Origin of the sequence: Kribbella voronezhensis, from assembly GCF_004365175.1 — a bacterium.
Taxonomy (GTDB): Bacteria; Actinomycetota; Actinomycetes; order Propionibacteriales; family Kribbellaceae; genus Kribbella; species Kribbella voronezhensis.
The window spans coordinates 3,651,549-3,664,819 of the sequence record NZ_SOCE01000001.1 but is presented as its reverse complement, the minus strand read 5'-3'; the positions used below and the strand labels follow the sequence as shown (position 1 = coordinate 3,664,819).

The 13,271-nt window shown below is 66.4% G+C and carries 16 protein-coding genes, 2 tRNA genes and 1 pseudogene; 16 read left to right on the top strand and 3 right to left on the bottom strand.

Translation table 11 applies throughout. From position 1 onward, the window contains the following. Nucleotides 1-70: 70 nt before the first annotated feature. Complete coding sequence (gene gyrA, locus EV138_RS16875; RefSeq protein ID WP_133979866.1) at nucleotides 71-2,722, top strand: DNA gyrase subunit A; 2,652 nt, start codon at nucleotides 71-73, stop codon at nucleotides 2,720-2,722. 79 nt (nucleotides 2,723-2,801) lie between these two features. Here gyrA and EV138_RS38070 read toward each other — a convergent pair whose 3' ends face one another. Further along, a complete protein-coding gene (locus EV138_RS38070) occupies nucleotides 2,802-3,017 on the bottom strand; it encodes a hypothetical protein (RefSeq protein WP_166678617.1) in 216 nt (71 codons plus the stop codon). Nucleotides 3,018-3,030: 13 nt separating this feature from the next. Between EV138_RS38070 and EV138_RS16865 the strand changes: the two genes are divergently transcribed. From EV138_RS16865 to EV138_RS38055, 6 genes and pseudogenes are all read left to right on the top strand, one after another. Then, complete coding sequence (locus tag EV138_RS16865; RefSeq protein ID WP_133979865.1) at nucleotides 3,031-3,663, top strand: DUF3566 domain-containing protein; 633 nt, start codon at nucleotides 3,031-3,033, stop codon at nucleotides 3,661-3,663. Nucleotides 3,664-3,770: 107 nt separating this feature from the next. After that, nucleotides 3,771-3,844: transfer RNA gene (locus EV138_RS16860), tRNA-Ile, on the top strand. 33 nt (nucleotides 3,845-3,877) lie between these two features. Beyond that, nucleotides 3,878-4,009 (top strand): DLW-39 family protein, encoded by a 132-nt coding sequence (locus EV138_RS38065; RefSeq protein WP_238158184.1) that lies wholly within the window; start codon nucleotides 3,878-3,880, stop codon nucleotides 4,007-4,009. 8 nt (nucleotides 4,010-4,017) lie between these two features. Beyond that, nucleotides 4,018-4,090 (top strand) — tRNA-Ala (locus tag EV138_RS16855). Nucleotides 4,091-4,569: 479 nt separating this feature from the next. Further along, a pseudogene (locus tag EV138_RS38060) lies at nucleotides 4,570-4,815 on the top strand (YdcF family protein); the annotation flags it as partial. 11 nt (nucleotides 4,816-4,826) lie between these two features. Further along, on the top strand, nucleotides 4,827-5,204 hold the full coding sequence (locus EV138_RS38055; RefSeq protein ID WP_238158454.1) for a hypothetical protein: 378 nt from the start codon (nucleotides 4,827-4,829) through the stop codon (nucleotides 5,202-5,204). A gap of 155 nt (nucleotides 5,205-5,359) precedes the next feature. Here EV138_RS38055 and EV138_RS16845 read toward each other — a convergent pair whose 3' ends face one another. Then, entirely contained in the window at nucleotides 5,360-6,004 is a 645-nt protein-coding gene (locus EV138_RS16845) for a hypothetical protein (protein WP_133979864.1), read from the bottom strand. A 487-nt stretch (nucleotides 6,005-6,491) separates the two neighbouring features. On the opposite strand from EV138_RS16845, the gene EV138_RS16840 reads away from it, so the two are divergent. The 9 genes from EV138_RS16840 (at nucleotide 6,492) to EV138_RS16800 (ending at nucleotide 12,584) form a co-directional block, all read left to right on the top strand. Next, nucleotides 6,492-7,007 carry a GNAT family N-acetyltransferase gene (locus EV138_RS16840; protein WP_133979863.1) on the top strand — a complete coding sequence of 172 codons (516 nt, stop codon included), beginning with the start codon at nucleotides 6,492-6,494 and terminating at the stop codon, nucleotides 7,005-7,007. A 312-nt stretch (nucleotides 7,008-7,319) separates the two neighbouring features. Beyond that, the gene (locus tag EV138_RS16835; RefSeq protein ID WP_133979862.1) at nucleotides 7,320-7,895 is read left to right on the top strand and encodes a dihydrofolate reductase family protein; all 576 of its coding nucleotides are present in this window, start codon (nucleotides 7,320-7,322) and stop codon (nucleotides 7,893-7,895) included. Nucleotides 7,896-8,087: 192 nt separating this feature from the next. Next, on the top strand, nucleotides 8,088-8,855 hold the full coding sequence (locus tag EV138_RS16830; protein WP_133979861.1) for a DinB family protein: 768 nt from the start codon (nucleotides 8,088-8,090) through the stop codon (nucleotides 8,853-8,855). Then, a complete protein-coding gene (locus tag EV138_RS16825) occupies nucleotides 8,845-9,474 on the top strand; it encodes a class I SAM-dependent methyltransferase (RefSeq protein ID WP_133979860.1) in 630 nt (209 codons plus the stop codon). Before EV138_RS16830 ends, EV138_RS16825 begins: the two co-directional genes overlap by 11 nt. A 71-nt stretch (nucleotides 9,475-9,545) precedes the next feature. Then, entirely contained in the window at nucleotides 9,546-10,019 is a 474-nt protein-coding gene (locus EV138_RS16820; protein WP_133979859.1) for a carboxymuconolactone decarboxylase family protein, read from the top strand. Between the two features lie 161 nt (nucleotides 10,020-10,180). Continuing rightward, nucleotides 10,181-10,660, top strand: coding sequence for a hypothetical protein (locus tag EV138_RS16815; RefSeq protein WP_133979858.1), 480 nt, complete (start codon nucleotides 10,181-10,183; stop codon nucleotides 10,658-10,660). A gap of 9 nt (nucleotides 10,661-10,669) precedes the next feature. Then, entirely contained in the window at nucleotides 10,670-10,954 is a 285-nt protein-coding gene (locus EV138_RS16810; protein ID WP_133979857.1) for a hypothetical protein, read from the top strand. Between the two features lie 249 nt (nucleotides 10,955-11,203). After that, a complete protein-coding gene (locus EV138_RS16805; RefSeq protein WP_133979856.1) occupies nucleotides 11,204-11,869 on the top strand; it encodes a VanZ family protein in 666 nt (221 codons plus the stop codon). Nucleotides 11,870-12,110: 241 nt separating this feature from the next. Beyond that, complete coding sequence (locus EV138_RS16800; RefSeq protein ID WP_133979855.1) at nucleotides 12,111-12,584, top strand: nuclear transport factor 2 family protein; 474 nt, start codon at nucleotides 12,111-12,113, stop codon at nucleotides 12,582-12,584. A 13-nt stretch (nucleotides 12,585-12,597) separates the two neighbouring features. Here the strand turns inward: EV138_RS16800 and EV138_RS16795 are convergent, their stop codons facing one another. After that, on the bottom strand, nucleotides 12,598-13,209 hold the full coding sequence (locus tag EV138_RS16795) for a pentapeptide repeat-containing protein (RefSeq protein WP_133979854.1): 612 nt from the start codon (nucleotides 13,207-13,209) through the stop codon (nucleotides 12,598-12,600). Between the last annotated feature and the right edge of the window lie 62 nt (nucleotides 13,210-13,271).

Here is a 13,271-nt window from a genome sequence, read left to right as displayed (position 1 = left end):
GTGGGGCCGCAGCCACTCCAGCGCCGACTCACCGACGTACGACGTCTGACATGAACGGGACGAGCATCAGATGACCGAGACCCCCATTTCGCCAGGACACGACCGGATCGAGCCCCTCGATCTGCAGACGGAGATGCAGCAGTCGTACCTCGACTACGCGATGGCCGTCATCGTCGGCCGCGCGCTGCCCGAGGTACGCGACGGCCTCAAGCCGGTGCACCGCCGCATCCTCTACGCGATGTACGACGGCGGCTACCGGCCGGACCGGGGCTTCTCCAAGTGCTCGCGCGTCGTCGGTGACGTGATGGGTCAGTACCACCCGCACGGTGACTCGGCGATCTACGACACCCTGGTCCGGCTGGCGCAGCCATGGGTGATGCGGGCGCCGATGATCCAGGGCCAGGGCAACTTCGGTTCGCCGGGTAACGACCCGGCCGCCGCGATGCGGTACACCGAGTGCCGGCTGGCCCCGCTGGCGATGGAGATGGTGCGAGACATCGACCAGGACACGGTCGACTTCCGCCCCAACTACGACGGCCGCTCGCAGGAGCCGGTGATCCTGCCCAGCCGCTTCCCGAACCTGCTGGTGAACGGCTCGGCCGGAATCGCGGTCGGCATGGCGACCCAGATCCCGCCGCACAACCTGCGCGAGGTCGCGGCCGCGGCCCAGTGGGCGCTCGAGCACCCGGACGCCACCCAGGAAGAGGTCCTGGCGGCGTGCATGGAGAACATCAAGGGCCCGGACTTCCCGAACGGCGCGCTGATCGTCGGCTACAAGGGCATCGACGACGCCTACCGGACCGGTCGTGGCTCGGTCACGATGCGCGCGGTGGTGGACATCGAGGAGGACGCGAAGGGCCGCACCAGCCTCGTCGTCACCCAGCTGCCGTACATGGTCAACCCGGACAACCTCGCGCAGAAGATCGCCGAGCTGGTCAACACCGGCAAGATGACCGGGATCGCCGACATCCGCGACGACACCTCGTCGCGGACCGGCCAGCGGCTGGTGATCGTGCTGAAGCGCGATGCCCAGCCCCGCGTCGTACTGAACAACCTCTACAAGCACACGCAGTTGCAGGACACCTTCGGCTGCAACATGCTCGCGCTGGTCGACGGCGTACCGCGCACGCTCAGCCTCGACCTGTTCATCACGCACTGGATCGACCACCAGATCGAGGTCATCCAGCGGCGGACCAAGTACCGCCTGCGTGAGGCCGAGAAGCAGGCCCACATCTACCGCGGTCTGGTCAAGGCGCTGGACGCCCTCGACGAGGTGATCGCGCTGATCCGGCGCAGCCCCGACGTCGAGGACGCCCGGAACGGGTTGATGGCGCTGCTGGAGATCGACGAGATCCAGGCGCAGGCGATCCTGGACATGCAGCTGCGCCGGCTGGCCGCCCTGGAGCGGCAGAAGATCGTCGACCGGCTGCTCGAGCTCGAGGCCGTCATCGCCGACCTCGAGGACATCCTGGCCGACCCGGTCCGGCAGCGGACCATCGTCCGCGACGAGCTGGCCGAGATTGTCGAGCGGTACGGCGACGACCGGCGTACGGAGATCATCGCGGCCGACGGCGACCTGTCCGTGCAGGACCTGGTGCCGGACGAGGAAGTGGTCGTCACGATCACCCGCGGCGGGTACGCCAAGCGCACCAAGACCGACCTGTACCGCACCCAGAACCGGGGCGGCAAGGGTGTTCGCGGCGCGACGATGCGGGCCGAGGACGAGATCGGGCACTTCTTCGCCACCACGAACCACCACTGGATGCTGTTCTTCACCACGAAGGGCCGGGTCTACCGGGCCAAGGTGTGGCAGCTGCCCGAGTCGGCGCGCGATGCCAAGGGCTCGCACGTCGCCGGCCTGCTCTCGTTCCAGCCGGACGAGGAGATCGCCCAGGTCCTGACGCTGCGCGACTACCAGCAGGAGCCGTACCTGTTGCTCGCCACCAAGCGCGGCCTGGTGAAGAAGACGGCGCTGACCGACTACGACTCGGCCCGGCAGAGCGGCATCATCGCGGTGAACTTCCGCGACGAGGACGACGAGCTGATCGGCGCCGAGGTCGGTTCGGCCGACGACGACCTGATGCTGGTCTCCAGGAAGGGTCAGTCGATCCGCTTCACCGCGAACGACGAGCAGCTGCGGCCGATGGGCCGGGCGACCTCCGGCGTCACCGGGATGAAGTTCCGCGACGGCGACGAGCTGCTCTCGATGGCCGTCATCCGGGCCGGCTCCGAAGAGGACGCGCAGTACGTCTTCACCGTCACCGACGCCGGCTACGCGAAGCGTTCGCGCGTCTCGGAGTACCGGCAGCAGGGTCGTGGCGGCCTCGGTATCAAGGCGGTCAAGCTGAACGACGAGCGTGGTTCGCTGGTCGGCGCGCTGATCGTCGGCGACACCGACCAGGTGCTCGCGATCAAGAACAGCGGCCAGGTCGTCCGCAGCCGGGTGGACAGCGTTCCGGTGAAGGGCCGCGACACGATGGGTGTGAAGTTCGCCGGAGTCGGGGAATCTGATGCTGTGGTCGCGATCGCTCGTAACACCGACCTCACCGTGAGTGAGGAAGAGGCCGAAACCGTCGAAGGCGGCGAGGCTGCTGTCCAGGATGTGGATGGTGCGCCAACCGAAACGGCCCCCGAGAGCGTCCAGAATGATGAGCAGCATTCGACGGACATCGAGGGCGCGGCTACCGTCGAAGGCGACGAAGCCGGCCAGGAGGGCACCTGATGACCAACCGCGCGAGGCCGACATGGCCTGATGGGGCGGCTGACAGCTCCAAACCCGCGACGCCACCGGGTCGAACCGGTCAGGGCGGCAACGGGAAGAGCCAGGCGACCCCACCGGCCACCCCGGCCTCCAACGGCCGTACGCCGTCAGGCAACGGCCAGCGGTCCGGTACGCCGACCCAGCAGCCACCGCGCCAGGCCCAGCCCTCGAGCCAGCCGGCCGGCAAGCCCGCGCGTCCCCCGCAGCAACCGCCGGTCCGGCCGCCTTCGGCGGTCGGTTCCGCCGGCGCGGCCACGCAGGCTTCACCGGTGCGACCGCCACTGAACCCGAGCACGCCGGGTCGTCCCGAGCCGCGAGTGGGCGAGAGCCCTCTGCGCAGCGGCCCGCCCGCGACCTCGCAGTACGGGCAGACCGGCAAGGTCTCGACGCCGTCGGCGCCGGCTGAAACGTTCGGTGACAAGGTGAACGCGGCGAAGCAGGCCGTGCTCGACAAGGCGGCCGCGGTCAAGGACGCGGCCACCACCGACCGCAACAAGCCGGAAACGGCCGCGAAGGTGTCGAGCCGGCCGCAGACCCGGAAGGCGCGGCTCCGGCTGTCCCGGGTGGACCCGTGGTCGGTGATGAAGACGGCGTTCCTGCTCTCGATCGCGTTCGGCATCGTCACCTGGGTCGCGGTCTTCATCGTCTGGTCGGCGATCGGCGCGGCCGGCGTCTTCGACAACATCAACAACACGGTGTCGGAAGTGCTCGGCACCCCGTCCGCCGAGCCGTTCCGGATCGAGGACTACATCAACACCGGCAAGGTGATGGGATTCACCACCCTGCTCGCCTGTGCCGATGTGCTCATCATCACCGCGCTGGCCACCCTCGGATCGTTCCTCTACAACATCGCGGCCACCCTGCTGGGCGGTCTCGAGGTGACGCTGGCCTCCGAGGACTGAGTCCTTCCCGTTGTTCCGTCCGGGCTTCTTGAGCGCCCGGGCGGAACCGGTTTGGGAGAGAGGCGATCAGTGCGGTAATCTCTCCGAGGTTCTTCCCCCGCAGTTGCGGGCCTATAGCTCAGTTGGTTAGAGCGCTGCCCTGATAAGGCAGAGGTCACAGGTTCAAATCCTGTTAGGCCCACCCCCAGATCGACATCGATCCAAGGAGTCCCCGGTGCTGAAGAAGGTTCTGCTGGTTCTGCTGGCCAGCATCGGTGGATACTTCTTCTACAAGAAGTCCCAGCAGGCCCGCGCCGAGCAGGACCTCTGGGCCGAGGCCGTCGACCCGGTCACACCCGGGCACTGATCCCCCACGGGGGCGTAGCTCAACTGGCAGAGCACTGCCTTTGCAAGGCAGGGGTTAGGGGTTCGAGTCCCCTCGTCTCCACCCCAACAAAAGCCGGTCCTTTCGGGAACCGGCTTTTGTTTGTACGCCGTAAGTCCCCCCACGCCCCCGCCACCGGTCGCTCCTTCGTCGCTCCCAGCTCTGGGCGCTCCCACCCACCCGAATGCCGCTCCTCCGTCGCGGTGGGTGCCCGGGCGCGGGTCGCTTCCTGCCGGCTGCGGCCAGGCGTACAACGCCGGCAGCAGCCGACTATGTCGCCGACGAGGCTCCCAGCTGGTTCTGGCGCACCGCATGGCCTGGACCTACACCTTTTACGATCCCCGAAATGAGTCAAGCACTGCGGTACCCACGGACGTACTTGAAAGCCACTCAGGTTCTCTGGGATTACCACAACATGCACCACGAGCTGCGTCCTACCGACGTCGGCGTGGGACTCGGTAGCCACGACCTCGGCGTCGCCACCTTCACAGCCGAGCTGTACCACCAAGGCATGTTCCCGCTCATCGTGTTCACCGGCGCGAATGCGCCAACGACCGTCGAGCGGTTCCCGAGTCGAAGCGGTCCACTACGCCGAGCATGCCCAGGAGCTGGGTGTCCCGGCCGATGCCATCATCCTCGAATCCCAAGCCACCAATACCGGCGAGAACATCGTGCTCACCCGAGCCGCGCTCGCGGAACGTGGCGCCTTCCCCAAGTCGGTAACCCTCATCTCCAGGCCGTACCAACAGCGCACGGCCTACGCCACGTGCCGCAAGTTCTGGCCCGAGGACGACCCGACTTGTGCGTCTTTGCCGCTGCCCCTAGCCAGTACATCGAGACCATCGGCGACGTCGACCGCGTCCTCAACCTGCTCGTCGCCGACAGTCAGCGAATCGAACTGTTCGCAGAGCGCGGATTCGCTGTGCCGCAGCCGATGCCGGCCAACGTGAAGCAGGCCTACGAGCACCTGGTCCAGCAGGGGCTACACAGCGCGGCTCATCTAGCATTTTGCGGAGTTTCGCTCTTATGGATCAAGGGCGCGCCTTCGGCGCGCGGCCCCGGACTGCGGGCGGCGCTGGCGCTCCGTCCTAGCCGAAGCGCAGCAGCAGGACGCTTCCACGTCCACGCGATCCCAACCGCCAACGACCGACGTGTCTGGCGTCTGACCGCCGGTTAGCTCCGTCCCCCTGGGCCGCTCGATCGTACGGTCACCACTACCCGCATCAAGAGTGCCAAAGGCGTCCCTACGGGATCGGCAAGCCGACTCTTGACACGCGCCGCGCTGACCTTGGTTGGCAGCTATCACGGGGACGGAGCAAATATGGCGAGTGGTCAAGCCGCATCGGGCTCTGGGTCTTCGCGTGATAGAGGTAGCTCCGAGAGACCCAGGTCAGCACGAACTGTGCGGAAGTAGGCGTCATAGTCTTCCTTCGACTGCAGTCGCGCAGTTGACAACCTATCGCCTGATTCCGTGCCGTAGTACCTGGCTTGGATCGACGCGGCACGGAGACTATCGCGTAGGGCAGTCGCTTTGGTCAGGACCTCGTCGCTTGCGATGATCAGCACCTCGCTCAAGGCATCGTTGAACGTTTCCTCTGCGTGGCGAAGTTGGCTGTTGAACGTGCTAATGACGGCTTTGATCTGCTCCTTATCGGACACCCACGCGAGCTGTGCCTCAGCAGAATAGATCTCATCTAGGAGGCCCCGTGCGGTCCTCAGGGATGCGGCGTACAGAGTGCGCTGCTCGTCGATCCAGCGTCGACGATCCTCACGCTTCCATTGTTCGATCCGGGACCGGTCTTCGCGTTCCCATTGTTGTTGGCGTTCAGCCTGCTCCCGCTGCCACTTCTCTACGTCGCGATCCAGTTCCTTCTGCCACCGATCCACTTCGCGCCTATCCGAGCGCCACTGGTTGAGCAGAAGTCCGATTACTGTGACGGCCGCTCCGACCACATACCCCCACGGAAAGTCCTTCATGACGCCGAAGCGTGCCGTATAACTCGTCCGTTGTCACACGGAGGTAAGTGCGCCGTTGTCGCCTGTCGCCGTGCAACAGCAATCTTGAACTAGTGGACGCGTGCCCCCCGGCGTGCCCTAACGAGAACGTGCGATCGGGCTCAAGCGGTCACTCGTGGGGGCAACCGGTCGATCCCACGCCTGACGACCTGCCGCTTGGACCAGCGGGGACGGCGCAACCGCCTTGCAACAGAGGGGGTAGGGGTTCGAATCCCCTGGTCTCCACCCCAACAAAAGCCGATTTCTTCAGGAACCGGCTTTTGTTTGTACTGCGTGTATCCCACGCACCCGAACTGCCGCTCCTCCGTCGCGGTGGGTGCCCGGGCGCGGACCGGCCCGTCTCCTGCCGAGCGATTGCGGTTGCCAGGAGCTATAGGCCACCACTGGGGACCTGCCCCCGGGAGGTTCGAGGAGCGGCTTGTTCGGTGGAGTCGTAGCCTCGTGCCTCATGACAGAGCCGACTCAGGTGGTTCGCGTTCGAGAGGCGGCGCCGGGCGAGGGTGATGCGCTTGCGGAGCTGCACGCTCGGTCGAGGGCTGTGTACTACGGTGCGGGCGGCCATGACGTGGCAGCGGTTCCTGACGAGGAGTACCGGGAGACGTGGCGCAGAATGGTGGTGGACTCCGGACTCGCCGTCCTGGTCGCTGTCTTGGGCGATGACATCGTCGGTGTGATCACGGTGGATGGCAGCGGAGCGTTTCCGACGAATGCGCCTCACGAGAGGCGCGTCCGGCTCGTCGGGATCTTCGTCGAGCCAGATCGGTGGTCGAGTGGCGTGGGTAGCGCCCTGATGGAGCGCTTCGTCTCCATCGCACGCCAGGCTGATGCTGTGGGCGAGGTGGATGTCTGGGAGCGGAACTCTCGTGCGATCCGCTTCTACGAGCGACACGGGTGGACCCGAGACGGAAGTTCGCGTCAGGGGCCGGCTGGGGCGGAGTACGTCGGCTTCGTACACCTGCCCTGACCGGTCGCGTCCTTCGCTACCTCCCACCTCTCGGCGCCCCCACCCACCCGAATGCCCGCTCCCCCGTCGGTGGGTTCGGCAGTCTCCTGCCGACGGCAGCCGGTCGTACAACGTCCGCAGGTGAGGTGGTCGGTTCGAGATTTCTTGAAGTGGTCGGGGCGGGGGCCGGTTGGCGGTGAGAATCGGGTTGTTGGCTCGTGGTTGGTGGGCTGGTTGTGGGGATCGGGGGAAGTTGCGTCGGGGTGTCGAAGTGCGGGGGGTGTGTCCGACGCAGGGGTGAGCAGTAGTCAATCGACTCTTGAGGAGTGCGTCATGGCGCAGGACGACGGCGGTACCGGGCAGGGGCAGCGCAAGGTGGTGGCGGCCTACTTCGTGTCTCTGGATGGGGTGGCTGAGGCCGCGGATCGGTTTCTCACCGGGTGGGACGACGAGGTGGATGCCAGAGGCAGCGAACTCATCGCCGACCAGGACACGATCATCCTCGGGCGCCGGACGTACGACGAGTGGGTCGGGTTCTGGCCGACCAGCGACGTCGAGCCGTTCGCGTCCTTCATCAACGCGGCGCCCAAGTTCGTCGCGACATCGACACCGCTCGAGAGCGAGTGGGCCAACTCGAGCGTGATCGAGGGTGACCTGGTCGAGTTCGTGAAGGACCTGAAGTCTCAGCCAGGCGGCGACATCGGTATCCACGGCAGCATCTCGGTCACCCAGACCCTGCTCGCTGCCGGCCTCGTCGACGAACTCCAGCTCGTCGTCGTCCCGACCATCGCCCCACCCGCCGGCCAGAAGAAGCTGCTCGACAACCTGCCGCCCATCAAGCTCGAAACGGTCAACAGCGCCGTCTCCTCCAGCGGCTACGTTCTGAGCACCTACCGCGTAGTCCACTGACCAAACCTTGTCCACAGAGTTCCCCACAGCGGTGAACAACCAAGCCCACAGACAAGCCGGTTCCTTTGCACGGAGGAACCGGCGTTCTGCTTGCACGCCGAAGATGCAAGCGTCGCGGTGACGGCGAATCGGCAAGGGCGCAGCTCGTTGCAAGTGCTTGACAGGGGGCTGGGTGGCGTGGAAAGAGGGGGGATGGCGAAATTTGGTGCGGGTGATGAGCTTCAAGGGGCGGAGTTCGTTGGGGTGGATCTGCGAGCGGCTCGGTTTGTGGAAGCTGATCTGTCTGGGGTCGTGATGCGCGGTGTGCAGGCTGACAACGCGGAGATCGACGCGCCGTGGCTGACCGAGGGCACCGGCATTCTCAAGGTCAACGGGATCAATGTGGTGCCGTTCGTGGAGGCGGAGCTGGATCGGCGGTTCCCGGGGCGAAGTGAGCGGCGGGCCGGTGATCCCGAGGGGTTGCAGAAGGCTTGGGCTGTGCTCGAGCGGACCTGGGCGGCGACGCTGGAGCGGGTCGCGGCGATGCCGGAGGGCACGGTGGACGTGTCGGTGGACGGCGAGTGGTCGTTCGCGCAGACCCTGCGGCATCTGGTCCTCGCGACCGACGCGTGGCTGGGGCGCTCGGTCCTGGAACTCGACCAGCCCTTCCATCCGCTCGGGCTCGGGAGTGGCGACGAGGACGGGTTGGACATGTCGATCTTCGTGACGAGCAAACCGTCGTACGGCGAAGTGCTGGAAGCTCGGGCCGGTCGCGTCGCGATGGTCCGCGACTTCCTCGCCAAGGTCACTGCGGACGAGTTGGTCGAAGTGCACCGCAATCCGTGGTCCCCGGAGTATCCCGAGAGCACTCTCACCTGCGTGCACGTGATCCTCGAGGAGGAGTGGGAGCACCACCGGTACGCCGTACGCGACCTCGACGCGATCGAGAGTGGCTCTAGCATGCCGGTCCATGAGCTCTGAAGACTGGTTGGTGGACACCCGAGCGTCGTACGACACCGTCGCCGAGAGCTATGCCGAAATCGTGCGGGATCTGCTCGAGCAGACGCCGTACGAACGGGCGATGCTGGACGTGTTCGCCCGCGAGGTCGGGGGCCGTGGGCTGATCGCCGATGTCGGCTGTGGTTCGGGGCGGATCGCCGGGTATCTGCAGGGGGCGGGAGCCGACGTTCTCGGGATCGACCTGTCGCCCGCGATGATCGAGGTCGCCCGGCGCGAGCATCCCGGCGTACGGTTCGAGGTCGGGTCGATGACCGAGCCCGCACTTGCCGATGATTCGCTGACGGGACTGGTCGCCTGGTACTCGCTCATCCACATCCCCGATCACCAGCTGGGCTTCGTCCTTGAGCAGTTCCGGCGCGTACTGCGACCTGGGTGCCCGTTGCTGGTCGGGTTTCACGTGGGCGACGAGACGCGGCTGAAGACGTCGGGGTACGGCGGGCACCCGATGAACCTTCACGTCCACCTGCGCGAGCCGGCTCAGATGGCTGCCTGGCTTGGCGATGCGGGGTTCGCGGTGGAGGCGCAACTGACGCTCAGCTCGGCCGAGAGCAAGCTGGGCGGAGTCCTCGTCGCGCGCTAGCCGCCTCACATCCTGATGGGCGGCTTCGTCGGAATTGTGTACACACATCGACGACGATCGAGGAGTCCATCATGGATGCCCGTTTGAACCTCTTCGCAGACCCGGCCATGGGCAAGGCACTGAAGTACCTCGCGTCCGCGGGCCGCGTCGCCGCGGAGTCGACGCTGCCGGAGGCCACGCAGGAGTTGGTGAGACTTCGAGCGAGCCAGATCAACGGCTGCGGCTATTGCACCGATATGCACACCAAAGACGCCACGGCGGCGGGTGAGACCCAGCAGCGCCTGAACCTGGTCGCGGCCTGGCGCGAGGCGACCGTCTTCACCGAGGCGGAGCGTGCGGCGCTGGAGCTGGCCGAACAGGGCACGCGGATCGCCGACGCGGCCGGCGGGGTCACGGACGAGGCCTGGGCCAACGCCGCCAAGCACTACAACGAGGAGGAACTCGCCGCGTTGGTGTCGACGATCGCGATCATCAACGCCTTCAACCGGCTGAACGTCATCATTCAGCAGCCCGCGGGCGACTACCAGCCGGGCATGTTCGGCTGACTCGATCAGTTCGTCGCCTTCTCCTGATAGCCGTACGGAAGGGACCGGCCCGGTCGGCACGACCTCGGGAGCGTCGCGAACAGGCAAGCCGCGACGCTCTTGCAGATCGTGGTCGGCCGGGCCATTCTTTGGGTACACCGGGCAAGATCCCAGGGGGGAACATGCCGGAGAAGGCCTTCGAGATTGCCTATGACGCGGCAAAACTCACGCTTTCCCAGCAGGACGGCACGATCAGCAATGTCCGCAACCGGGCGACGACGCTGTTCACCGCGGCCTCGTTGGCCGTCACCTTCACGGCCGGCGTCGGCCTGATCAGCAGTGCGGAGAAGAGCGCGCGGCACTATCCGGAGTGGGCCGCTTTCGCGCTCCTCGCCGTACTGAGCCTGATGGCTTCGGCGGTGATGGTCGTCCACTGGCCGGTGAAAAGCTTCCATTACGGGCCGAGCGCGACGGTGATCCTCAGGCTGCACGAGGAAAGCAAGGACGAGGACGCGATCCGGCTGGCCGTGACCCAGGCGATGATCGCCGGCGGTATCGAGAACCGGCGTGGGATCAAACGGCTCCAGTCGGCGCTCCGGATGATCGTCGGGCTGCTCTGGATCGAGATCCTGATCATCTTGATCGCCATCGTGACGACCTGAGGGGACGACATGACCGAGCAATGGGGCAACTACCACCTGCCGGGCGAGGACCACGCGGTCGGCATTCCGGCCGATCCGTCCTTGGAGGACTGGCCGGACGAAGCCGACCTTCCCGAAGATCCCGACGCGAGCGAGGAGCCGGACGAGCCCGAGGAGCCCGACGCGACCGACGCGACCGACGCGACCGACGAGCCCGACGCGACCGACGTGGCCGAGGACCCCGGCATGGCCGAGGATGTCGAGGGCGGCGAGCGGGACTCCGGCGACGCCACGGAAGACGACGCCGAGGACTGATCGTTGCCAGAGGCCACGAAGTTGTTGCTGTGAGCATCTATGCGGGGTGACGGTTCGGGTACGGATTGTCACGGGGTACGCGCTGTTTGTTTGCGGGTGCGTGCAGATGTCCGGACTGGCCTAGCGGGCGGTGGAGTGGACGCCTGATCGTCTGTTGAGGAAGCGACATCGGGCGATCACCGACGGCGAGTCGACGCGGGGACCTAGCGGGCCACGCGTCGGCCGGTCGACTACGGAGGCTCCGGACACGTGCTCGAGACCTATCGCGGAATCCCGTACCTGCTGGACACCTGGCTCTTCCTCACCGCGATGACGCTGCCGGTCGCGCTCTCGGCGGCACGGCGGCCGACTGGAGTGGTGCCGCGACTGGCATCGCTGTTGATGCCGACGTCGTTGGCGCTGGTTCTGGCGGCGACGCTGAGTCCTACGGCGCATCGGCTGGCCGGCGTCGGCGTCTGCGGGACGCACCTGACGACCACAGGAGGCCTCACCTCCATGCAGGGAGTGCTGAACGTCCTGCTGTTCATCCCCGCCGCCGGAATGCTCACGTTGACCAGCGGGCGACCCACTGACGGCATCGCGGCCGGTATCGGGCTGTCCGCGACGGTCGAGGCGGTGCAGGCGTTGGTCCCACCGCTGGGTCGGTCCTGCCAGTTGCACGACCTGATCGCCAACACCCTCGGCGCCTTCGCCGGAGTCGGCCTGGCGGCAGCGGTGCAGGTGGCGACCCGGACGAGGACGCTGATCAGCCCGGCGTACGTCGTGGAGCACGGCGCCGTCCTCATCTCCCGCGGCCGAGGCCCAGCCCGCCATCGCCGAGGCGAACTGGTCTCCTCACTACTCCGTACTGCGCCCGTCGGCCGCCCGCTCACCTCAAAAGCCACCCGCCTACGCCCTCTCGCCCGGCTGCGCTGACAAACACCCGTCCCACAGTTGGGTCCAGGGCGGACGGGTTAACAGTGAGCGGCGAACTGGGAAATGTCCGCATAGTTTTCCACAGGGTGTGGATGAAACGGGGGATGACGGAACACCCGGCTGCAGATATCCGACTCTTCTGACTCATCCGTCGGTCGCTAGATCACATCGTGGTCGCCTCGCGCGTTCAACCTGTGCGACACGTACCTGCGTGCCGACAGACGACGAGGAGACCAGACGTATGACGACAACGCCGGGTTCGAGCGGTGCAGCGCAGTCTTCCGATACCGACGTGATGGCTGCGATGAACCGGTTCTACGCCGCCGAGGCTGCGTACGTGGCCGCGGGCGGTTCCGCAGCGGGTGCCGATTTCACCGCAGTGGCGGCTTGCCTCGATCCCGACGTCGTGCTCTACCAGGCGCCCGGCCTGCCATTCACTGGTACTGGGGAATGGCGGGGGCACCGAGGCATACAAACGTTCCAGGACCTCTTCGCCGAGACGTGGCAGTCGATGGACGTCGTACAGGCGCGAGTCGTCGCGGACACAAGCACAGTGGTCATGCTGCTCCAGGTGCGCTTTCGCGCCCGGGCGACGGGCGGGACGATCGAAACCCGCATAGTTCAGGTCAACGAGATCGCCAACGGCCGGATCGCTGAGTTCCGTCCGTACTACTGGGATCCAGCCGCGATTGTCGAGGTCTGCGCCGCCTCGTAGCGGGATCGAGAGGTCAGGGGCGGACTTCGAGGCCTAGGGAGGTGGTGATGACCATCGCTTGGGGGAGGTCGACGATCGCGCCTTTGAGTTCGACCGTGAGGGGGTCGAGGGTGGACAGATCCGAGCCGCGCAGGTCGCAGCCGGAGAAGTCGGCGCGCTGCATCGAGGCACCGGAGAGGTCGAGATTCCGTAGTACGGACTTGCCGGCGCGGAGGCCGGTCAGGTCTGCCTCGCGGAGCTTCACGCCCGACAACTCGGCTCCGCGCAGATCGGCACCGGGGAGACTCGCGAACGACCAGTCGCCGCCGGTCACCTTCATCAGGCTGTAGGCGCAGTCGTCGAACCTGCTGCCCATCAGCTTGCACCGGGTGAACGTGGTGTCGAAGAACGAACAGCGGACGAAGGTGCAGTTCACGAACGCCGCGTCCGTGTGACTGGACGCGTTGAACCGCACGCCGCGGAAGACGCACTCCTCGAACACGCCGCCGGCGTTGCTGATCTCGGTCAGATCCGAGTCGATGAACAGCACCCGCGTGTAGGTCTGCCCGGACGGATCGGCGTCGTCCCAGTCCCTGATCGTGGACTCGGTCGCGGGCGTCTGACGTCCGTGCGTGCGGTCGGCCATCGGCCACCATCCTTCGATTCGGCAAGTCAACCCGTCCACTGCATTGTGACGACCCCGACGGA